20 protein-coding genes are annotated in these 19,891 nt (G+C 69.3%); 11 read left to right on the top strand and 9 right to left on the bottom strand.

Going from position 1 to position 19,891, the window contains the following annotated elements; all coding sequences use genetic code 11:
- The first annotated feature begins 36 nt into the window (after positions 1-36).
- The 6 genes from lepB to aspS all read left to right on the top strand — a co-directional run bounded on the left by lepB (position 37) and on the right by aspS (position 7,335).
- The gene (gene lepB / locus ACO06I_RS05630) at positions 37-816 is read left to right on the top strand and encodes a signal peptidase I (protein WP_421931610.1); all 780 of its coding nucleotides are present in this window, start codon (positions 37-39) and stop codon (positions 814-816) included.
- Entirely contained in the window at positions 813-1,511 is a 699-nt protein-coding gene (rnc, locus tag ACO06I_RS05625; RefSeq protein WP_421931609.1) for a ribonuclease III, read from the top strand. The genes lepB and rnc overlap by 4 nt, the downstream gene beginning before the upstream one ends.
- Complete coding sequence (gene era, locus ACO06I_RS05620; protein ID WP_304697463.1) at positions 1,508-2,440, top strand: GTPase Era; 933 nt, start codon at positions 1,508-1,510, stop codon at positions 2,438-2,440. Before rnc ends, era begins: the two co-directional genes overlap by 4 nt.
- Before the next feature lie 3 nt (positions 2,441-2,443).
- A complete protein-coding gene (recO, locus tag ACO06I_RS05615) occupies positions 2,444-3,175 on the top strand; it encodes a DNA repair protein RecO (protein ID WP_421931608.1) in 732 nt (243 codons plus the stop codon).
- A gap of 57 nt (positions 3,176-3,232) precedes the next feature.
- Complete coding sequence (gene parC / locus ACO06I_RS05610) at positions 3,233-5,482, top strand: DNA topoisomerase IV subunit A (RefSeq protein ID WP_421931607.1); 2,250 nt, start codon at positions 3,233-3,235, stop codon at positions 5,480-5,482.
- A 65-nt stretch (positions 5,483-5,547) separates the two neighbouring features.
- Positions 5,548-7,335 (top strand): aspartate--tRNA ligase, encoded by a 1,788-nt coding sequence (gene aspS, locus ACO06I_RS05605; RefSeq protein ID WP_421931606.1) that lies wholly within the window; start codon positions 5,548-5,550, stop codon positions 7,333-7,335.
- Between the two features lie 32 nt (positions 7,336-7,367).
- Here aspS and ACO06I_RS05600 read toward each other — a convergent pair whose 3' ends face one another.
- From ACO06I_RS05600 to ACO06I_RS05590, 3 genes are all read right to left on the bottom strand, one after another.
- Complete coding sequence (locus ACO06I_RS05600) at positions 7,368-8,291, bottom strand: pentapeptide repeat-containing protein (protein ID WP_421931605.1); 924 nt, start codon at positions 8,289-8,291, stop codon at positions 7,368-7,370.
- Positions 8,292-8,355: 64 nt separating this feature from the next.
- On the bottom strand, positions 8,356-8,844 hold the full coding sequence (locus ACO06I_RS05595) for a pentapeptide repeat-containing protein (RefSeq protein WP_421933601.1): 489 nt from the start codon (positions 8,842-8,844) through the stop codon (positions 8,356-8,358).
- A 75-nt stretch (positions 8,845-8,919) separates the two neighbouring features.
- Positions 8,920-11,415, bottom strand: a complete 2,496-nt coding sequence (locus ACO06I_RS05590; RefSeq protein ID WP_421931604.1) for a ribonucleotide reductase — start codon at positions 11,413-11,415, stop codon at positions 8,920-8,922.
- Between the two features lie 170 nt (positions 11,416-11,585).
- On the opposite strand from ACO06I_RS05590, the gene ACO06I_RS05585 reads away from it, so the two are divergent.
- Both ACO06I_RS05585 and ACO06I_RS05580 read left to right on the top strand, forming a co-directional pair.
- Positions 11,586-11,984 carry an NADH:ubiquinone oxidoreductase subunit NDUFA12 gene (locus tag ACO06I_RS05585; RefSeq protein ID WP_421931603.1) on the top strand — a complete coding sequence of 133 codons (399 nt, stop codon included), beginning with the start codon at positions 11,586-11,588 and terminating at the stop codon, positions 11,982-11,984.
- A gap of 2 nt (positions 11,985-11,986) precedes the next feature.
- Positions 11,987-12,634: a DUF2155 domain-containing protein gene (locus ACO06I_RS05580; protein ID WP_421931602.1), complete on the top strand. Its 648-nt coding sequence runs from the start codon at positions 11,987-11,989 to the stop codon at positions 12,632-12,634.
- On the opposite strand, the gene aat is transcribed toward ACO06I_RS05580, so the two are convergent.
- Genes aat through ACO06I_RS05555 form a run of 5 tightly spaced genes read right to left on the bottom strand, consistent with a single transcriptional unit; the run spans position 12,571 to position 16,220 of the window.
- Entirely contained in the window at positions 12,571-13,221 is a 651-nt protein-coding gene (gene aat / locus ACO06I_RS05575) for a leucyl/phenylalanyl-tRNA--protein transferase (protein ID WP_421931601.1), read from the bottom strand. The genes ACO06I_RS05580 and aat overlap by 64 nt on opposite strands.
- Positions 13,218-13,874 carry an SAM-dependent methyltransferase gene (locus ACO06I_RS05570; RefSeq protein ID WP_421931600.1) on the bottom strand — a complete coding sequence of 219 codons (657 nt, stop codon included), beginning with the start codon at positions 13,872-13,874 and terminating at the stop codon, positions 13,218-13,220. Before ACO06I_RS05570 ends, aat begins: the two co-directional genes overlap by 4 nt.
- A 20-nt stretch (positions 13,875-13,894) precedes the next feature.
- Positions 13,895-15,250 carry an acetyl-CoA carboxylase biotin carboxylase subunit gene (accC, locus tag ACO06I_RS05565; RefSeq protein ID WP_421931599.1) on the bottom strand — a complete coding sequence of 452 codons (1,356 nt, stop codon included), beginning with the start codon at positions 15,248-15,250 and terminating at the stop codon, positions 13,895-13,897.
- Positions 15,251-15,254: 4 nt separating this feature from the next.
- Positions 15,255-15,752 carry an acetyl-CoA carboxylase biotin carboxyl carrier protein gene (gene accB / locus ACO06I_RS05560; protein ID WP_421931598.1) on the bottom strand — a complete coding sequence of 166 codons (498 nt, stop codon included), beginning with the start codon at positions 15,750-15,752 and terminating at the stop codon, positions 15,255-15,257.
- Between the two features lie 30 nt (positions 15,753-15,782).
- Positions 15,783-16,220: a type II 3-dehydroquinate dehydratase gene (locus ACO06I_RS05555; protein ID WP_421931597.1), complete on the bottom strand. Its 438-nt coding sequence runs from the start codon at positions 16,218-16,220 to the stop codon at positions 15,783-15,785.
- A 90-nt stretch (positions 16,221-16,310) separates the two neighbouring features.
- On the opposite strand from ACO06I_RS05555, the gene thiS reads away from it, so the two are divergent.
- The 3 genes from thiS to ACO06I_RS05540 all read left to right on the top strand — a co-directional run bounded on the left by thiS (position 16,311) and on the right by ACO06I_RS05540 (position 18,176).
- Positions 16,311-16,511 carry a sulfur carrier protein ThiS gene (gene thiS, locus ACO06I_RS05550; RefSeq protein WP_310539010.1) on the top strand — a complete coding sequence of 67 codons (201 nt, stop codon included), beginning with the start codon at positions 16,311-16,313 and terminating at the stop codon, positions 16,509-16,511.
- Position 16,512: 1 nt separating this feature from the next.
- A complete protein-coding gene (locus ACO06I_RS05545) occupies positions 16,513-17,310 on the top strand; it encodes a thiazole synthase (RefSeq protein WP_421931596.1) in 798 nt (265 codons plus the stop codon).
- Positions 17,311-17,375: 65 nt separating this feature from the next.
- Positions 17,376-18,176, top strand: coding sequence for an SDR family oxidoreductase (locus tag ACO06I_RS05540; protein ID WP_421931595.1), 801 nt, complete (start codon positions 17,376-17,378; stop codon positions 18,174-18,176).
- 109 nt (positions 18,177-18,285) lie between these two features.
- On the opposite strand, the gene ACO06I_RS05535 is transcribed toward ACO06I_RS05540, so the two are convergent.
- Positions 18,286-19,776 carry an FAD-dependent oxidoreductase gene (locus ACO06I_RS05535; protein WP_421931594.1) on the bottom strand — a complete coding sequence of 497 codons (1,491 nt, stop codon included), beginning with the start codon at positions 19,774-19,776 and terminating at the stop codon, positions 18,286-18,288.
- Between the last annotated feature and the right edge of the window lie 115 nt (positions 19,777-19,891).

Raw genomic sequence — 19,891 nt, 5'->3', positions numbered from 1 at the left:
CATGCCCCGGCGCGCCGGTTGTTTTCGGAACCCAATATGACTGACGACGTGCACAGCGCGGGCTCCGAGAAATCAGGCGCCATGAACGAGATCGTGGAGATCGTGAAGACGGTCGTCTACGCCCTCATGATCGCGCTGTTCCTGCGGGTGATCTTCTTCCAGCCCTTCACCATCCCGTCGGCCTCGATGGAACCCACCCTGCTGGAGGGCGACTACATCATCGTGTCGAAGTATTCCTACGGATACTCGAAGAACTCGATCCCCTTCAGCCCGCCCCTGTTCAAGGGGCGGATCATGGAGCGCATCCCCGAGCGCGGCGACGTCATCGTCTTCAAGCTGCCCCGCGACGGCCACGTCGACTACATCAAGCGGCTCATCGGCCTGCCGGGCGACCGGATCCAGGTCATCGGCGGCGTGCTGCACATCAATGGCAAGGCCATTCCGCGCAAGCCGCTGGCCCCGGTGATGGTGGATTCCGGCTACGGCTTCACCCGCAACGTCGAGCGTTTCGAGGAGACCTTCCCGAACGGGAAGCGATTCATCACCTATGACTTCGGCCCCGACGGCGACGTCGACAACACCAAGGTCTTCGTGGTGCCCGAGGGGAACTACTTCTTCATGGGCGACAACCGCGACAACTCCCTCGACAGCCGCGTGGCGCCCGAGGCGGGCGGCGTGGGCTACGTCCCGGCCGAGAACCTGGTGGGCAAGGCCCGCATCATCATGCTGTCGTGGAACAAGGGCGCCTCGCTCTTCAAACCTTGGACCTGGGTCCTGGACGCGCGGCCCAGCCGGTTCTTCCACAGCCTGAAATGAACAAGCGCGACGTCGCGGTCTCCGAACTCGAGGCCCGCATAGGCCACGTTTTCAAGGACCGGGACCTGCTGGAGCGGGCCCTGACCCACGCCAGCGTCGGCGATGGGGCCACCAAGGTGCGCCACAACGAACGGCTGGAGTTCCTGGGGGACCGGGTGCTCAACCTGCTGGCCGCCGAGGCCCTGATGGCGCTCAACACCGAGGCCCGCGAGGGCGAGATGAGCCGGTTGATGGCGGCCCTGGTGAACTACCACGCCTGCGCCGAGGTCGCCCGGTCCGTGGGTTTGCCCGACGCCCTGCGCCTGGCGGCCAGCGCCACCAAGATCGGCGCCCGTGAGAACGACACGGTCCTGGGGGATGCGTGCGAAGCCCTGATCGCGGCCCTATATGTCGACGGCGGCATGGACGCGGCCCGGACCTTCTTCCAGACCTTCTGGGCGGACCAGTTCGCGACCCTGGACGAGCCACGCAACAAGGATCCCAAGACCCGGTTGCAGGAGTGGGCCCAGGCCCAGGGGCTGGCCCTGCCGGCCTACAGCCTGGTCTCCCGCACAGGCCCCGACCACGCTCCGGTCTTCACCGTCCAGGTGGCGATCGCCGGCTATGAATCCCAGGCCGCCGAGGGCCGATCGAAACAAGAGGCCGAAAAGGCCGCAGCTCAGGTAATGTTGTTGAAACACGAGACCACCCAATGACCCGTGCAGGTTTTGTCGCCATCATCGGCGCGCCCAATGCGGGCAAGTCCACCCTGACCAACCGGATGGTGGGCGCGAAGGTCTCCATCGTCACCCAGAAGGTCCAGACCACCCGCTTCCCGGTCCGCGGCGTCGCCATCGAGGGCGACACCCAGATGGTGCTGGTGGACACGCCCGGCATCTTCACGCCGCGCCGCCGCCTGGACCGCGCCATGGTCCGCTCGGCCTGGGGCGGGACCGAGGACGCCGACGCCATCGTCCACCTGGTGGACGCCGCCGCCGAGATCGCCGTCAACGAGGGCCGGGGCAAGGCCGCCGACCGCCGTGGCATGGCCGACGTCGACACCATCGTCGAGGGCCTGAAGGCCTCCGGCAAGCAGGTGATCCTGGCGCTCAACAAGATCGATGGCGTCAAGCGCGAGAACCTGCTGGCCATCTCCCAAAGGCTCTTCGAAACAGGCGTCTACAGTGAGGTCTTCATGATCTCGGCCGCCACCGGCGCCGGGGTCGACGACCTGACCAAGCGGCTGGTGGAGCTGATGCCCGAGGGGCCCTGGCTCTATCCCGCCGACCAGACCGCCGACCTGCCGGTCCGGCTGCTGGCGGCCGAGATCACGCGGGAGAAGATCTATCTGCGTGTCCACGAGGAGCTGCCCTACGCGGCGGCGGTGGAGACCACGTCCTTCGAGGAGCGCAAGGACGGCTCCCTGCGCATCGAGCAGACCATCTATGTGGAGCGCGAGAGCCAGCGGCCCATCGTGCTGGGCGCCAACGGCCAGACCCTGAAGTGGATCGGCCAGAAGTCGCGCGAGGAGCTCACCACCCTGCTGGGCGTGACCGTGCACCTGTTCCTGACCGTGAAGGTCGACGAACGCTGGGCCGACAAGCGCGAGTTCTACGGCGACGTGGGCCTCGACTTCGACGTCTAGCCCATGGAATTCGAAGACGACGCCTTCGTGCTCTCGGCCCGGCCCCACGGGGAAGCCGGGGCCATCGTGGAGTTCCTGACCGCCAACCACGGGCGCTACGCCGCCCATGTGGCCGGCGGGACCTCCCGGCGGCTCAAGCCGCTGTTGCAGGCCGGGTCGCGGGCCGTGATCGCCTATCGCGCCCGGGTGTCCGACCAGCTCGGCTCGGCCACCCTGGAGCCGGTGGGGGAGGGACCCTCGGCCCTGTTTGACGATGCGCTCGCCCTGGCGGGCCTGGCCGCCGCCGCCGCCGTGGCCGCCGCGGCCCTGCCGGAGCGCGAACCGCACGCCGGCGCGTTCTACGCCTTCGAGGCCCTGACGGATTCCCTGATCCACCCCGACATCTGGCCGGCCATCTTCGTGCGCTTCGAGGCGGGGCTTCTGCAGGACCTGGGCTTTGGCCTGGACCTGTCGAAGTGCGCCGCCACCGGGGTGCTGGACGACCTGATCTATGTCAGCCCCCGTACAGGCCGGGCGGTGAGCCGGGCGGCGGGCGAGCCCTACAAGGACCGGCTGCTGGCCCTGCCGCCCTTCCTGCTCTCGGCCCAGGGGGGCATCGCGCCCGGCGACGTCGGCGCGGGCCTCGACCTGACCGCTCACTTCCTGCAGGCCTTCGTCTTCAATCCGCTCAATCGCCCCCTTCCGCCGGCCCGTCTCTGGCTTGTGGACCGTCTATCTGACGCAGACCGGCTCTAGAGACGCCGCCGCCGCGGCCCGCTAGAATCACCACGCAACCGAGTTCGCGATTCTCCCATGACCAAACACACACCCCCGCCGTTCGACGGTGACGGCGAGCGCATCATCGACGAGCCGCTGACCGAGGCCCTGTCCCGGCGGTATCTGGCCTATGCGCTCTCCACCATCACCGGCCGGGCCCTGCCCGACGTGCGCGATGGCCTCAAGCCCGTGCACCGGCGGCTGATGTACGCCATGCGCATGCTGCGCCTGGACCCCACCACCACGGCCAAGAAGTGCGCCCGCGTCGTCGGCGACGTCATCGGTAAGTATCACCCGCACGGCGACGTGGCGGTCTACGAGGCCCTGGTGCGCCTGGCCCAGGACTTCGCCCAGCGCTACCCGCTGGTCGACGGCCAGGGGAACTTCGGCAATATCGACGGCGATAACGCCGCGGCCATGCGCTACACCGAGTGCAAGCTCACCGTCGCCGCCCAGCTGCTGCTGGACGGGATCGACGAGGACGCGGTGGACTTCCGCTCCACCTATGACGGCGAGGACGAGGAGCCGGTCGTCCTGCCGGCCGGCTTCCCGAACCTGCTGGCCAATGGCTCGTCGGGCATCGCCGTGGGTATGGCCACCTCCATCCCGCCGCACAACGCCGCCGAACTGATCGACGCCTGCCTGGTGCTGCTGAGCAATCGCGAAGCCACCACGATGGACCTGCTGGAACATGTCCAGGGCCCCGACTTCCCCACCGGCGGCGTGATCGTCGAACCCAAGGCGTCGCTGGCGGAGACCTACGAGACCGGTCGCGGCGGCGTCCGCGTCCGCGCGCGCTGGTCCAAGGAGGACAATGGCCGCGGCACCTATCAGATCGTCATCACCGAGATTCCGTACCAGGTGAAGAAGGCCGACCTGGTGGAGCAACTCGCCAGCCTGATCGAGCTCAAGAAGGCTCCGCTGCTCGGCGACGTGCGCGACGAGAGCGCCGAGGACGTGCGCCTGGTGCTTGAACCCAAGAGCCGCAACGTCGAGCCCGAGGTGCTGATGGAGAGCCTGTTCAAGCTCTCCGACCTGGAGACCCGCTTCCCGGTCAACATGAACGTCCTCGACGCCCGTGGCACGCCCGGCGTCATGAGCCTGAAGCGCTGCCTGCAGTCCTTCCTGGATCACCGCCGCGAGGTGCTGATCCGCCGGGCCCGCTTCCGCCTGAACAAGATCGAGGCCCGGCTGCACATCCTCGACGGGATGCTGATCGCCTTCCTCAATCTGGACGAGGTGATCCGCATCGTCCGCTACGAGGAGGAGCCCAAGGCCAAGCTGATCGAGGCCTTCGAGCTCTCCGATCTGCAGGCCGACGCCATCCTCAACACCCGCCTGCGCCAGTTGGCCCGGCTGGAGGAGATGGAGCTGCGCCGCGAGCACGCCGAACTGGCCGAGGAACGCGACGGCCTGGTGAAGATGCTGGGGGACGAAAAAGCCCAGTGGAAGCTGGTGGGCGTGGGCCTGAAGGACGTCCGCGCCATCCTCGGGCCCGACACCACCCTCGGCCGCCGCCGCTCGACCTTCGACACCGCTCCGGTGGTGGACGCCGACGCCGCCATGGAGGCGATGATCGTGCGCGAACCGATCACCGTGATCCTCTCCGAACGCGGCTGGATCCGCGCGGCCAAGGGCCGGGTGGAGGACCCTTCGGAGCTGAAGTTCAAGGAGGGCGACAAGCTCGGCTTCCTGGTCCCGGCCGAGACCACCGACAAGCTGCTGATCTTCGCCTCCGACGGCCGGTTCTTCACCGTCGGCTGCGACAAGCTCCCCTCGGCCCGTGGCCACGGTGAGCCTCTGCGGCTGATGCTGGATCTCGACGACAAGACCGACATCGTCGACATCTTCCCGTTCAAGGCGGGCGCAAAGCGGGTGATCGCCTCGAAGGAGGGCTACGGCTTCGTCATGCCGGAGGAGGAGGCCATCTCCGCTCGCCGTGCCGGCAAGCAGGTGCTGAACGTCGGCGCCAAGGGCGCGGCCTTCGCCATGCCGGCGACGGGGGACCACCTGGGGGTCATCGGCGACAACGGCAAGATCCTGATCTTCCCCCTCGCCGAACTTCCCGAGATGCCGCGCGGCAAGGGCGTGAAGCTGCAGACCTACCGCGAGGGCGGCCTGCGCGACGCCATCATCTTCAACGAGGCCGACGGCGCTGCGTGGATCGACCCCGCCGGCCGCACCCGGGCGTGGGCCGAGTGGAAGGACTGGCTCGCGCGGCGCGCCGCCGCCGGCAAGTTGGCCCCCAAGGGCTTCCCGACGAGCAAGCGGTTCAAGCCGAAGTAGGGGGGCGGCCAACTTGACTTTCGACCCCCCTCATGCGCCCTTCCGCGCCTTGATTTTCTAGAGCTTTGGCGACCATGCATCCCCACCGTTCCCATACCTGCGGCGCCCTCCGGTCGACGGACACGGGTCAGAATGTCCGCCTGTCCGGCTGGATCCACCGCAAGCGCGACCACGGCGGGCTGATGTTCATCGACCTGCGCGACCATTATGGTCTCACCCAGCTGGTGATCAGCCCGGAGACACCCGGCTTCGACCGCGTCGAGCGGCTGCGCGCCGAGAGCGTGATCCGGGTGGACGGCCAGGTCCTGGCGCGCTCGGGCGACACCATCAACCCCAACCTGCCCACCGGCGAGGTCGAGATCCGCGTGTCGTCCATCGACGTGATCTCCGAGGCCGCCGAGCTGCCGCTGCCGGTGTTCGGTGAGCCCGACTATCCGGAAGAGATCCGGCTGAAGCACCGCTATCTCGACCTGCGCCGCGAGACCCTGCACAAGAACATCGTCCTGCGCTCCAAGGTCATCCACTCGATCCGCAACCGCATGATCGGCCAGGGCTTCCTCGAGTACCAGACCCCGATCCTGACGGCCTCGTCGCCGGAGGGCGCGCGCGACTTCCTGGTGCCCTCGCGCCTGCATCCGTCCAAGTTCTACGCCCTGCCGCAGGCCCCCCAGCAGTTCAAGCAGCTGCTGATGGTGGCCGGCTTCGACCGCTACTTCCAGATCGCCCCCTGCTTCCGCGACGAGGACCTGCGCGCCGACCGCAGCCTGGAATTCTACCAGCTCGACGTGGAGATGAGCTTCGTCACCCAGGACGACATCTTCGCCGCCATCGAGCCGGTGATGCACGGCGTCTTCGAGGAGTTCGCCGACGGCAAGAGCGTCACCCCCTATCCGTTCCCGCGCATCCCCTACCGTGACTCCATCGCCTGGTACGGCAGCGACAAGCCCGACCTGCGCAACCCCATCAAGATGGCCGACGTCTCCGAGCGCTTCCGCGGCGGCGGTTTCGGCCTGTTCGCCCGCATCCTGGAAGACGCCAAGAACGCGGTCTGGGCGATCCCGGCTCCGAAGGGCGGCAGTCGCGCCTTCTGCGACCGCATGAATTCCTGGGCGCAGGGCGAGGGCCAGCCGGGCCTCGGCTACATCTTCTGGAGCGAAGACCAGGGCGCCTGGGGCGGTCCCATCGCCAAGAACCTGGGCGCTGAGGCCACCGATACCCTCATGAAGGAAATCGGCCTGGGGCAGGGGGATGCGGCCTTCTTCGTCGCCGGCGATCCGAAGAGCTTCTACAAGTTCGCCGGCTCGGCCCGCACCAAGGTGGGGACCGACCTGAAGCTGATCGACGAGGATCGCTTCGAATTCGTCTGGATCGTCGACTTCCCGATGTTCGAGATGAACGAGGAGACGAACCACGTCGACTTCTCACACAACCCCTTCTCCATGCCGCAGGGCGAGATGGAGGCCCTGGAGACCAAGGACCCCTTGGACATCCTGGCCTACCAGTACGACATCGTCTGCAACGGCTACGAGCTGTGCTCCGGCGCGGTGCGGAACCACCTGCCGGAACTGATGCTGAAGGCCTTCGAGATCGCCGGCTACGGCCCCAGCGTGGTCGAGGAGCAGTTCGGCGGCATGCTCAACGCCTTCCGCCATGGCGCCCCGCCGCACGGGGGCCTGGCCCCCGGCATCGACCGCATCGTCATGCTGCTGGCCGGCCAGACGGCCATCCGTGAGGTCATCGCCTTCCCGCTGAACCAGCAGGGCCAGGACCTGCTGATGAACGCGCCGTCGGAGGTCGAGGAAAAGCAGCTCAAGGAACTGCACGTCCGCCTGGCCCCGCAGATCAAGGTCTAGCCCCCGGCCGCTTCGCTTCGGCGGAGCGAGCCTCAGTGCGTGGCGATGATGTAGCGCGGCTCGCTGGGCGGCGTCGGCGCGCGAATTCGGCCCGACGGCGGGGCGGGCGGCGCGGGCGGGGTCGGCGGACGCCATCCGGTCCAGCGCACCGTGGCGCCGTGGCAGCCGCGGGCGACGAGTCCCTGGGGCAGCTTGGTGGAGGCGTCGGTGCAGGCCTCGTCAAGCTGATCCTGGTCCAGGTTGCGGGCCTTGGACAGGTCCACCCCGTAGAACACGGCCCGGCGCAGGCTGGCGTCGCGGAAATCGGCCCCGGCGAAGGTCGCGCCCGAAAGCACGGCGTTGTCGAGATTGGTGTCGCGGAAGGAAGCCCGGTCGAACCGCCCGCCCGCCAGGACAGCGCCCTGCATGCCGGCGTCGCGGAAGCTCACGTCCCGGGCGTCGGCGCGGCTGAAATTGGCGCCCATCAGTTCGCCGTCGTTGAGCTGGGCGCCCCCCATGGAGGCCCTGCCGAAATTGGCCCCCTGGGCCGACAGGTCACGCAGGTCGGCGTTGGAGAGGTCGGCGCCGACGAAGTTGACGCCCTTGGCTTCCACGTCCCGCAGCTTGGCGTTGGACAGGTTGGCCGAGCCGAAATTGGCGCCGATCATCTCGGAGTCCGACAGGTCGGCGCGGGACAGGTCGGCGTTGGCGAAATTGGCCCCGTAGAAGCGGGCTTCGCGCAGGTCCGAGCCCACCAGGGCTGCGCCGGCGAAGTTGGCCCCGTTGAACTGGGCGCCTGTCAGCTTGCGGCCCGACAGCTCGCACTTGGCGCAGGCGCCGCCGAAGGAGACCAGCTTGGCCACCTCCTTGTCGCCGATCATGGCGTTGGCGACCCCGGGGGTGACCGCCGTGAGGGCGGCCAGGACCCCGGCGAGGGGAGCGATGCGGGACAGGGCGATGCGGAATAAGCCGAACATGGGAGACACCATGTGCCTACGGCGAGGGGCTGCGGCTACTTAAATCGCGGTAATTCTTGACAGATTAGCACGCCGGCACACGCAGGCCGGGTGGCAGGCGGGTGGCGCCATCCCCGCAGGCGCGGTTCAGCTGGCCCTGGGTGAGCCCACGGGCCCGGGCCATCTCGGCGCCGGAGAGGTTGGTCCCGTCCAGCTTCGCGCCGGCGAAGTTGGCGCCCTCCAGATAGGTCCCGACGAAGCTGGCGTGGGTCAGGTCCGCGCGGGCGAAATTGGCGCTGGAGAAGACCGCGCCATAGGCGTTGACGTCCCGCAGGTCGGCGCCGCCGAAATTGGCGCGGTTCATCACCGAGAGGCTCAGGTCCGACTGGCGCAGGCGGGCGCCGGCATAGTTTCGGCCCTTGATCTCCAGACCGGAGAAATCGGCCTGGAAGAGGTTGCAGCCGGGACAGTTGGCGCCGCGCCGGGCGGCGGCGATCTGGCCGGCGTTCTGGGCCAGGGCCGGCGTGGCGGCGGCCAGCGCGGCGATCAGGCTGAGCAGGACGAGCGGTCTCATCATGGAACGGCTCCGGGCGACAGGTCCCGTTCCGATTAGGCCAGCAAGCTTAAGGCCTGGTGACCATGAGGCGTTTCAGCCCGTCCGGCCGCTGTCCTGGGGGCCGGCGCGGACCCCGCAGCTCTCGCAGATCAGGCTGGCGCCCTTGCGCACCACCGCCAGGTCGCCGCAGGCGGCGCAGACGTCGGCTTCCAGCCGCGCGCCCCGCGCATTGGCGCTGGGCAGGAAGACCAGGTTGTCCGGCGTGGCGCCCCGGGCGAAGCCGCGGGAGATGAAGTGGGAGGCCGGCTGCGGCTCGCTCTCCTCGGCGTCGCCCTCGGCCTTGCCCCGGCCCAGGCCGTCGGCGTTGAGCTCCCCGTCGGCGTTGGCCAACTCGTCGCGGCCCAGATAGGAGATGCCCAGCTCGCGGAAGATGTAGTCGAGGATCGAGGTCGCAGACTTCACCGAGTCGTTGCCGGTCACCGGCCCGGCGGGCTCGAAGCGGGTGAAGACGAAGGCGTCGACGAACTCCTCCAGCGGCACCCCGTACTGCAGGCCGATGGAGATGCCGATGGCGAAGTTGTTCATCAGCGATCGGAAGGCGGCGCCTTCCTTGTGCATGTCGATGAAGATCTCGCCCAGCTCGCCGTCGTCGTACTCGCCGGTGTGCAGATAGACCTTGTGGCCGCCGACGGCCGCCTTCTGGATATAGCCCTTGCGGCGGTCGGGCAGCTTGCGGCGGGTGCGGTCGCGCTCGACGATGCGTTCCACGATCCGCTCCTGCGGCGGGGGCGGGACAGCCGCCTCGGGCTCGCGGACGGCGCGCGGCGGAGGCTCGGCAACCTTGGGCAGGTCCAGGGCGAAGCTCAGGGGGGCGTCGCCGCGGCGGATGCGCAGGGCGGCGGCGCGGGCCTGGCCGGCCTCGGCCAGCAGGGCCTGGGCGTCTGCCGGCGCGGTGTCCCACTCCAGCTCGATCTCGGCGATGGCGGGCAGGTGCAGGGCCGGCTGCAGGGCCGCCAGCATGGTGAAATAGGGGGTCGGCCCCAAGTCCTCGGCGGTGAGGAACACCGCCCGCTGGTCGGGGGTCAGGAAGGGGGCGTCGGTCAGGGCCCCGGCGCCGAGGACGTGGGCCTCGGCCACCGCGATCTCGTCGTCCGAGAAGCCGGCCTGTCTCAGGGTGTCGAAATCGGGGTCGGCCAGATCGGCGTCGCTGGCGCCCAGGACGTCGGAGAGGAAGCCCGCATCCACCACCTGGGGCGAGAAGGCGTCCCGCAGATGGGCGGCGAAGGGCAGGGCGGCCTCGGCCGCGGCGATCTCGTGATCGGTGAAGCCACGGGCCTTGAGGGCCACATGGTCGATGGCCGGCGAGTCCGACAGGTCCAGCCGGCCCAGCAGGTGGGCGCGGGCCGCGGCGGGGTCGACCCCCAGGACGGCCAGGCCCCGCAGGGCGGCCTCCGACAGCACGCGGGTGTGGGCGCCGTCCTCGGTCTCGGCGACGGTCACGGCGCCCAGCCAGGGGGCGGCGGCGGCCGAGGCCCCGCCCAGGCGCAGGGTCAGGTCCGGATCGTCGAACACCGCCAGCCCGCCGGCCAGCGGGATGTCGGCCATGGCCTGGCGGGCCTTCAGATAGAGGTCGCGGGCGGCGTCCCGGCCTTCGCGCGAATCATAGGCCAGACCCTGGGCGGCCAGCCAGTCGGCGATCCCGCCCAGTCCGAGGGCCACGGGGCCTCCGAAGGCGGCCAGGGCGATGGCGGCCAGGCCCACGGCGTCGTCGAAGCCCGAGGCGTCGAAATCCTCGCCGGTTCCAAAGGCCAGGACGTCGATGCCGCCGCGGGTCGCGGTCCAGGTCTCGGCGATCCCGGCGCCCGCGCCCGGCGCGAAGGCGGCCACCACGGCGCCGGTCTCCCAGGACGCGGCGGCCAGGGCGACCTGGGCGATGGCCTGGTCGGCGGCCACCTGGGCGATCAGGCCGGGGCCGTCCCCGCTCTCGAACTGGGCCTGGGCCGACCAGATGTCCTCCCCGGCGCGGGCGAGCGTCATGGCGTCCATGATCATGACATCGGTGGCGCCGGCGGCGCGGGCGGCCTCGGCGGCGCGCGCCAGGCCGAGATTGGACTGCGGATCGGCGCAGGCGGCGGGATCGCCCTCGCAGCGCGCGATGGCGTCCATCACGCCTTGCAGGCCCTGGGCCAGGGCGGTGGCGGCGGCGCGGGCGGCGACCCGGCCCCGGCGACGGGCGCGCAGGGTGTTCAGCGCCTTTTCGAAGCCGGGCTCCCCGGCGGCGATCAGGGTGGGGGTGTCGTGGGCGCGGGGCTCGGCGATCGCCAGGCGTCCGCTGAGCAGGGCCGCGCCCAGGTCGCGGCGGAAGGCCGCGCGGGCTCGGGAATCGGTGAGCAGCCCCAGCGACCCGGCCTGTTCGGCGATGGCGTCGGCCTTCTGGAAGATGGCGGCGGGCAGGTCGGTGTCGCCGTCCGCCCAGTCCAGCCACGCCTCGACCCGCGCGTCGGTCCAGCCGGCAGGCGCCAGCACCTCGACCACGCTGTCGGCGCGCTCAAGAGGCCTGCGCTCGATCCTCGCCGGTTCGCTTCGCAACGGTTTGACTCCCACCGGGCGAGGTTAGGCGCCCAAGGGGCCGCCCGCAACAGATGTTGTGGTCGCAGGCCAGTTCTCAACAACATCTTGCGGCGTTCGCGCCGCTGGACGCTCGAAAGGCGCCCGCCTATAGTCCGCCCGCCTCCCAACCCCGTTGGATCTTCAAAATCGTGCTCAAGTCGATCTTTACCTGGTGGAACGGCGCCACGCTCGGCGCCCTCTTCACACTCTGGCGTCGCGCCGTCTTCGTGGGCCAGGATGACCTGGGCAACAAATACTACCAGGCCAAGGACGACAGCGATTCCTACGACAAGGGCCGCAAGCGCCGCTGGGTGATCTACCAGGGCTACGCCGAGGCCTCCAAGGTGCCGCCCGATTGGCACGGCTGGCTGCACCACACCTTCGAGGAGCCCCCGACCCGCGAGCCGCTGAAGCGGCAGGTCTGGGAGAAGGACCACCAGCCCAACCTCACCGGCACCGTCAACGCCTGGCGCCCCAAGGGCTCCATCAGCCGTGGCGGCGAACGCCAGAAGGCGACCGGCGACTACGAGGCCTGGCGGCCGGAATAGTGGTGGCGCGCGCCTTCCTCAGCCTGACGGTCGGTCTCGGCGCCCTGGCGGCGGCGGGGCTCGTGGCCGCCCAGACTGCGCCCCCGGCGCCGATCGGTCCGACGCCCGGACCCGCGCCCGTCGCGCCGTCCCCCCTGCCGCCCGCCGGCGCCCCGGCGCCTGCCGAGGAAGCCCCGCCGGCCATCGTGCCGGTCCCTGCGCCCGTGGCGACCCCGCCGGTCCAGGCCTCCGAGGTCGCGCCCGCCGCACCCCCCAAGGCCCAGGTGGTCGAGAAGCCGGCTGAGAGCACCACCAAGCGCGCCCGCTACGACGTCGCCATCATCCAGGCGCTGGACAAGGTCACCGCCGAGACGGTCCGCTTCGAGGCCGCCGTCGGCCAGCCGGTGCGCTACAAGACCCTGGTCTTCACCGTGAAGGCCTGCGAGCAGGCCGCCCCCGACGAACCGCAGGAAGACGCCATCGCCTATCTGACGGTGGATTCTCAGCCCAAGGCCGCGCCGGGCAAGCCGACCCCGCCGCCGCGCCAGGCCTTCAAGGGCTGGATGTACGCTTCGTCGCCGGGCCTGAACCCCCTTCAGCACCCGGTCTATGACGCCTGGCTGATCACCTGCAGGGCCGCGGCCCCCGTCGTGGCCGCCGGCAGCCGCTGAAAATCGGCCTCGACGGCCAGGGCCCTGCTCAACCGCCGACGATAGACCGCCCGTGAGATTTCCTGGGTTCCGAACTGCGCCAGGTGCTCGGTCATGAACTGGGTGTCCAGCAGCAGGAACCCGCCCGCGATCAACCGGGCCACCAGGTGAACCAGGGCGATCTTCGAGGCGTCGGTGGCGGTGGAGAACATGCTCTCGCCGAAGAAGGCCCCGGCCAGGGACACGCCATAGAGGCCCCCCACCAGGTCCTCGCCGCGCCAGCACTCGATGCTGTGGGCGTGGCCGATGGCGAAGAGTTCGGCGTAGAGCCGCTCGATGGGCCGGTTGATCCAGGTCTCCACCCGGCCGGGCCGCGCTTCCGCGCAGGCCGCCACCACCTCGGAGAAGGCGGTGTCGATGCGCACCTCATAGGGCTCGCGCCGCACCGTGCGGGCCAGGCGGTGGGAGACGTGGAAACCGTCCAGGGGGATCACGCCGCGCCGTTCCGGATCGATCAGGAACAGCGCCTCGTCCTCGCGGGCGTCGGCCATGGGGAAGACGCCGCGGGCGTAGCAGTCGAGGAGTTCCGCGGCGCCGAAGGTCTTCATGGCCTGGGACGACAGGTCCAGACCTGCCAGGCGCCGCCCCAGGGGGCGCTCACCACCGCCTCGTCCAACACGTCGGTATTGGCCTTGATCTGCCGCCACAACCGCAGGGACTTCAGCCCCAGCCACTGGGTGAAGCCCAGCAGGCCGCCGGGGTTCAGCAGCTTGGCGTAATGGGCGATCAGGGCGTCCGGATCGCCAAGGTATTCAAGGCACTCGGGGAAGACGATGACGTCGAACTTTTCGTCGGTCTCGAACCGCGCCCCGTCGCCGGTGACGAAGTCCACGACCCCAGGCTTCAGCTCGCCCGCCAGCCGCTGTCGGGCGCGCTCGACGCCGAGCTCGGAGAGATCGACCCCCAGATAACGGGCCGGGGCGAAGGCGCGGATCGAATCGTAGAAGGCGCCCTCGCCGCAGCCGATGTCGAGGACGCGGGGATGCGGCTTGGCCTCGGCCACCAGGGCGGCCAGCAGGCGATGGTGGTGGCGCTGGTCGCTCTCCAGCAGCTCGTCATAGGCGCCCTTGGCGTAGTAGCCGTCCCAGACCTTGGCGGGGGCCGCCTTGGGCCCATCGCCGCGGCGCATGAACAGCTCGCCCACCCAGGGCCGGTCGATGGCCGCCAGCTCCAGGAAACGCCGCCAGCGCAGATAGGCCATCGTTCCCCCTCCGCCGCCGATCAGGCCGACAGGTCGGCCTGTTCCTTCATCCAGCGTTCCAGCCAGTGGATGTCGTAGTTTCCGGCGATGATGTCGGGCTGGTGGATCAGCTCCTGGAACAGCGGGATCGAGGTCTCGATGCCGCCCACCACCATCTCGCCCAGGCAGCGGTTCAGGCGCGCGATGCACTCCTCGCGGTCGCGGCCGTGGACGATGAGCTTGCCCACCAGGCTGTCGTAGTCGGGCGGGATCGTATAGCCCGCATAGAGGGCGCTATCGAGCCGCACCCCCAGGCCGCCGGGGGCGTGGAAGTCGGTCACCAGGCCCGGCGAGGGCGCGAAGGTCTTCGGGTTTTCGGCGTTGATCCGGCACTCGATGGCGTGGCCCTCGAAGACGATGTCCTCCTGGCGGAAGGACAGCGGCAGGCCCGCGGCGATGCGGATCTGCTCGCGCACCAGATCGATGCCGGTGATGGCCTCGGTGACCGGGTGCTCCACCTGCAGGCGGGTGTTCATCTCGATGAAGAAGAACTCGCCGTTTTCGTACAGGAACTCGATGGTCCCGACGCCGAGATAGCCGATGGCCTTGATGGCATCGACCACCACCTTGCCGATCTTGGCGCGTTCGGCCGGGGTGATGACCGGCGAGGGGGCTTCCTCCAGCACCTTCTGGTGACGCCGCTGCAGGGAGCAGTCGCGTTCGCCGAGATGGCAGACATTGCCGAAGCTGTCGGCGATGACCTGGATCTCGATATGGCGCGGGGTCTGGAGGTAGCGCTCCATATAGACCGCGTCGTCGCCGAAGGAGGCGCGCGCCTCGGCCCGGGCCGTCGAGACCGCCTCGGCCAAGTCTTCCATCGTCTCGGCGACCTTCATGCCGCGTCCGCCGCCGCCGGCGGCGGCCTTGATCAGGACGGGGAAGCCGATCTGCTTGGCGGCGGCGAAGGCCTCCTCCTCGGTGGTCACGGCGCCGTCGGAGCCGGGGACCACGGGGATACCCGCGTCCTTCACCGCCTGCTTGGCGGTGATCTTGTCGCCCATCATCAGGATGTGCTCGGCCTTGGGGCCGATGAAGGTGAAACCGTGCGCCGTGACGATCTCGGCGAAGCGGGCGTTCTCCGAGAGGAAGCCGTAGCCCGGATGGATGGCCTGGGCGCCGGTGATCTCGGCCGCGGCGATGATCGAGGGGATGTTCAGGTAGGACTTGGCCGCCGAGCGCGGGCCGATGCAGACGCTCTCGTCGGCCAGCCGCACCCACATGGCGCCGGCGTCGGCCTCGGAGTGGACCGCCACCGTCGAGATGCCCATTTCCTTGCAGGCCCTGTGGACCCGCAACGCGATCTCGCCCCGGTTGGCGATGAGGATTTTCTCGAACATCGGACTATTCGATGACGACGAGAGGTTCGCCGAACTCCACCGGGTCGCCATCGCCCACCAGGATCTCGGCGACCTTGCCGGCCTTGGGCGCGGGGATCGGGTTCATGGTCTTCATGGCCTCGATGATCATGAGGGTCTGGCCGGCGGCCACGCTGTCGCCGACCTTCACGAAGGGCGGGGCGTCGGGCTGGGGCTGCATGTAGACGGTGCCGACCATGGGCGACTTGACCAGGTCGCCATTGCGACGGGCCTCGGCGGCGACAGCCGCGGCGCTGGGCGGGGCGTCGAGGGCCGGGGCGGCCGGCGCGGCCGGGGCGTGAGCCATCGGCTGGTGCTGGACATACTGCATCGGCGCGGCGGTCATGGTGCGGGCGACGCGGATCTTCAGGCCCGAATGCTCGACCTCGATCTCCGACAAACCGGTGTCGGTGAGGATGTCGGCCAGTTTGCGCACCAGGCGCGCGTCGATCGGATCGGCGGGCGCCTTGGGAGTGCTAGCCATGGAAAAGACCCTTATTCTTAGGCTTGGAGGTTACGCGGACTGACCCGCGGCGGCCTCGACGGCCAGGACATAACTTGCCGCGCCGAAACCCGACACCAGTCCGGTGGCGGCCAGCGAGACATAGGTTTCACGGCGGAACGCCTCGCGCGACGCCGGGTTCGAGAGGTGGCACTCGACGATGGGGATATCGAGCATCTTCAGGGCGTCCAGCAGGGCGATGGAGGTGTGGCCATAGCCCGCCGGGTTGATCACGAGGGCGGAAGCTTCGGTGCGGGCTTCCTGCACCCAGTCGATCAACTGGCCTTCGTGGTTGGATTGATGGAACACGACGGTTCGCCCCAGGGCGGCGGCGCGTTGCTCACAGAGCTTGCGCACATCGTCCAGCGTGGCTTTTCCGTAAATCTCCGGCTCGCGGACGCCCAGGAGGTTGAGGTTGGGCCCGCTCAGCACATAGATCGGTTTCGACATTCGGCTCCGCCGTCGATTCCGCCGTCTTGTAACGGGCGGCGGCGGGGGTCACAAGCACTGGGAATGGACGACGTGTTGGACGAGGCGGTCATGACCCTGACCATCAACGGCGAGGAGCGCTCGTTTTCGGGCCTTTCGGACCTGGCGGCCCTGGTGGTGAGCCTGGGCCTGGACCCCCGCAAGGTGGCCGTGGAGCGCAATCTCGAGATCGTGCCGCGCTCGGCCTATGGCGCGACCGCGCTCTCCGACGGCGACCGGATCGAGATCGTCCACTTCATCGGAGGCGGCTGACATGGACGGAACGACTCACACCCAGACCCAGGACGACACCTGGAGCGTCGCCGGCCGCACCTTCACCTCGCGGCTGATCGTCGGCACCGGCAAGTACAAGGACTACGCCCAGAACGCCGCCGCGGCCGAGGCCTCCGGCGCCGAAATCGTCACCGTGGCCCTGCGCCGGGTGAACCTGTCCGACCCCAGCCAGCAGATGCTGGTGGACTATGTGAAGCCCGACCGCTTCACCTACCTGCCCAACACCGCCGGCTGCTTCACCGGCGAGGAGGCGGTGCGCACCCTGCGCCTGGCCCGCGAGGCCGGCGGCTGGGACCTGGTGAAGCTGGAGGTGCTGTCGGACCCCAAGCTGCTCTATCCCGACATGGAAGAGACCTTGCGCGCCCTGAAGATGCTGATCGCCGAGGGATTCCAGGTGATGGTCTATTGCACCGACGACCCGGTCTACGCCCGCAAGCTGGAGGAGGCCGGCGCTTGCGCCGTCATGCCGCTCGCCGCGCCGATCGGCTCGGGGATGGGCATCCTCAACAAGGTCAATATCGGCCTGATCATCGAGCAGGCCAAGGTGCCGGTCCTGGTGGACGCAGGCCTGGGCACCGCCTCGGACGCCGCCATCGCCATGGAGATGGGCTGCGACGCCGTGCTGATGAACACCGCCATTTCCGACGCTCGCGACCCTGTCCGGATGGCCAGCGCCATGAAGCACGCGGTCATCGCCGGGCGGCAGGCCTTCCTGGCGGGCCGTATGCCGCGCCGGGTCTATGGCGATCCGTCATCGCCGCAGTCGGGGTTGATCTGACGGGGGCTGGCATTCCCTAGCGCCACGGGTCCAAGCTCCATGCCAACAACAAGGGAGGAGCCGCCATGGGACAGGCCAAGGGACGCAAGTCGATCTTCATCACCGGGGCCGCCTCGGGCATGGGGCGGGAGACCGCGCGGCTGTTCCACGAGAAGGGCTGGTTCGTCGGCGGCTATGACGTCAACGCCGAGGGGCTTAAGGCCCTGGAGGCCGAGTTGGGGGCCGAGAACTGTGTCGTCCGCGTCCTGGATGTCACCGACCGCGCCGATTTCCAGGCGGCCTTCGCCGAGTTCGGCGCCGCCACCGGCGGCAAGCTGGATTTGCTCTACAACAATGCCGGGATCGGCCGGGGCGGCCCCTTCGCTGACCAGCCCTTCGAGGACGTCCTGGCCGTGGTCCAGGTCAATTTCGTCGGCGTGCTGATCGGCATCCACGAGGGGATCGGCCTGCTGAAGGCCACCCCGGGGTCGCTCTGCTTCACCACCTCGTCATCCTCGGCCACCTTCGGCATGGCCGGGATCGCGGTCTATTCGGCCACCAAGCATGCCGTGAAGGGCCTGAGCGAGGCCCTGTCGGTCGAGTTCAAGGCCTATGGCGTGCGGGTCGCCGACGTGCTGCCCGGCCTGATCGACACCCCGATCCTGCCCCCCGGGGCGGCGGCGGGGGCGCCCAAGGAGGGCCTGTTCCGCGCCATCCCGCCCATGGAGGTCGCCAAGGTGGTCTGGGAGGCCTACCACTCCGACAAGCTGCACTGGTACGTGCCGCCGGAACTGGTGGAGCTGGACAAGGCCGCCACCCTGGCGCCCGAGGCGACGCGGGACCAGATGGCCGCTGGGTCGCTGTTCTCCATGCAGACCCCGGACTAGAGCACGTCAGGCGGAAGTGGATGCCGGTTCCGCCGCCCGACGTGCTCTAAGTTTTTGAATCTAGGCCCTTCTTGCCGCTTCAGATGAGACCATCTGAAGCGGTCAGGGTCTAGGCGGCTTCCTTCAGCCGCTCTATGTCCAGCTCCGGCGACAGGCCCAGGGTCCGCATCATCGCGGTGCGATCTGGGCCCAGCTTGGGGGGATAGGCCGCCGCATTGGCCTTCTTGCCCCGCGCCCAGTAGCCCATCACCCGCAGCAGGTTGGCCGGGCGCTTCAGCCAGGCCGAGGGATCCTCGAGCATGTGGAAGCCCCGCAGGGCCTGCCGCAGCAGGCCGATGTCGGAACGGACCGCCACGGCCACCCCGTCCTCCAGGAACCGCTTCATCAGGCGGGCCTTCAGCCTCGGCCGATAGCCGGGGGTCAGCGTGTTGCGGGCCAGGCGGATGGCCTGCCGGTCCTGGTTGAGCATGTCCTGATAGTAGGGCTTGAGGCTCGAATTGATGCGGCCCTGATAGGCCAGCAGCCGCGCGGCCGGATCGGCGGACTCGGTGAGCGAGTCGCGCAGGGCGTAGGCGCTGACCGCCGCGAAGGAGCAGCCCCGGCCGTAGAGTGGATTGGTCCGCACCAGGCTGTCGCCCAGGGGGAAATAGCCCAGCACCGTGGCCTCGCCCGCCGGGGCCATGTCGCGCCAGCGGCTGTGCAGGTCGCCCATGCCGAACACCCGGCTGACGCCGCGCGACCGCGCCGGATCGATCCAGGGGACCAGGCCCGGAAGCTGGGCGCAGATGGCGTCGAACACCGCCGGATCGACGATGGCCCTGCGCATCTCCAGCTCGATCTCCGGCACGCACATGGTGATGGAGAACCAGCCGTTGTCGGCCGGGAAGACCCCGTACTTCAGGAAGCCCAGGTCGCCGGTGCCGGGCGACTTGCCGCGCGGCGGCTCGGACATGCCGGGGTTCAGACGGTAGTGGCGGGTGAAATAGAGGATGCCGGCGGTCTCCGAGGCCTCGGTGACGGCCGCGCCCGCCGCCACGAGCTGCTCGATGGCCGCGGTGGTGCGGCCGGCGGCGTCCACCACCAGGTCGGCGGTGAGTTCCTCGCCGCCCTCCAGGGTGACCCCGGTGACCCGGACGGGAGACCCCGGCTGCAGCCTCAGGCCGGTGACGAAGACGCCGGAGCGGATCTCCACATTGGCCAGCCGCTCCACATAGCGGCGCATCACCAGCTCCAAGGTCGTGCGACGGCTGGTGAGCACCACGAAGTCGCGGTCGACGGGTTCTGGACGATAGCCCTTCTTCAGCTCGTCGCTCAGCATCTGCTCGAAGCCCAGGTCGCGGGCGCCGGCCTCCAGCAGCTCGGCCAGCAGCTGTGGATGCTCGTCGCGCAGGATCAGCCGCAGGCGGGCCAGGAAGGCGTGGCTGTGGCGCAGATGGCCGACCCCGCGGCGGGCCCAGTCGGCGAAGGCCTCGTCGGCGTCGCCCTCCGGCGGCGGTGGGTCGCGTTCCAGCAGGATGAGCGTGCGGTCGGGACCAGCCAGGGCCAGGGCGGTGCAGAGCCCGCCGATTCCGGCCCCGATCACCAGTACGGTTTCGGTCATGTCGCCTCCCCGGCGTTTTCTTTGATGGTGACACGGGCGCCCGGGGGGAAGGGAAGGGGGGACTTTACAGGTCTGGTTGTCAAGGCTATCGCCCTGCCATGCTGCGTTGCGCCGC

The organism is Phenylobacterium sp. (assembly GCF_965229015.1).
In the GTDB taxonomy this organism is placed as follows: Bacteria; Pseudomonadota; Alphaproteobacteria; order Caulobacterales; family Caulobacteraceae; genus Phenylobacterium.
Note: the sequence above shows the minus strand (reverse complement) of the source record. Positions and strands in the feature narration are given on the sequence as shown.

Bases quoted from the DNA above. Each gene is read 5' to 3' on its own strand.
- lepB (WP_421931610.1), top strand. From the start codon at position 37: ATGACTGACGACGTGCACAGCGCGGGCTCCGAGAAATCAGGCGCCATG.
- rnc (WP_421931609.1), top strand. From the start codon at position 813: ATGAACAAGCGCGACGTCGCGGTCTCCGAACTCGAGGCCCGCATAGGC.
- era (WP_304697463.1), top strand. From the start codon at position 1,508: ATGACCCGTGCAGGTTTTGTCGCCATCATCGGCGCGCCCAATGCGGGC.
- recO (WP_421931608.1), top strand. From the start codon at position 2,444: ATGGAATTCGAAGACGACGCCTTCGTGCTCTCGGCCCGGCCCCACGGG.
- parC (WP_421931607.1), top strand. From the start codon at position 3,233: ATGACCAAACACACACCCCCGCCGTTCGACGGTGACGGCGAGCGCATC.
- ACO06I_RS05600 (WP_421931605.1), bottom strand. From the start codon at position 8,291: ATGTTCGGCTTATTCCGCATCGCCCTGTCCCGCATCGCTCCCCTCGCC.
- ACO06I_RS05595 (WP_421933601.1), bottom strand. From the start codon at position 8,844: ATGAGACCGCTCGTCCTGCTCAGCCTGATCGCCGCGCTGGCCGCCGCC.
- aat (WP_421931601.1), bottom strand. From the start codon at position 13,221: ATGAAGACCTTCGGCGCCGCGGAACTCCTCGACTGCTACGCCCGCGGC.
- ACO06I_RS05570 (WP_421931600.1), bottom strand. From the start codon at position 13,874: ATGGCCTATCTGCGCTGGCGGCGTTTCCTGGAGCTGGCGGCCATCGAC.
- accC (WP_421931599.1), bottom strand. From the start codon at position 15,250: ATGTTCGAGAAAATCCTCATCGCCAACCGGGGCGAGATCGCGTTGCGG.
- accB (WP_421931598.1), bottom strand. From the start codon at position 15,752: ATGGCTAGCACTCCCAAGGCGCCCGCCGATCCGATCGACGCGCGCCTG.
- ACO06I_RS05555 (WP_421931597.1), bottom strand. From the start codon at position 16,220: ATGTCGAAACCGATCTATGTGCTGAGCGGGCCCAACCTCAACCTCCTG.
- thiS (WP_310539010.1), top strand. From the start codon at position 16,311: ATGACCCTGACCATCAACGGCGAGGAGCGCTCGTTTTCGGGCCTTTCG.
- ACO06I_RS05545 (WP_421931596.1), top strand. From the start codon at position 16,513: ATGGACGGAACGACTCACACCCAGACCCAGGACGACACCTGGAGCGTC.
- ACO06I_RS05540 (WP_421931595.1), top strand. From the start codon at position 17,376: ATGGGACAGGCCAAGGGACGCAAGTCGATCTTCATCACCGGGGCCGCC.
- ACO06I_RS05535 (WP_421931594.1), bottom strand. From the start codon at position 19,776: ATGACCGAAACCGTACTGGTGATCGGGGCCGGAATCGGCGGGCTCTGC.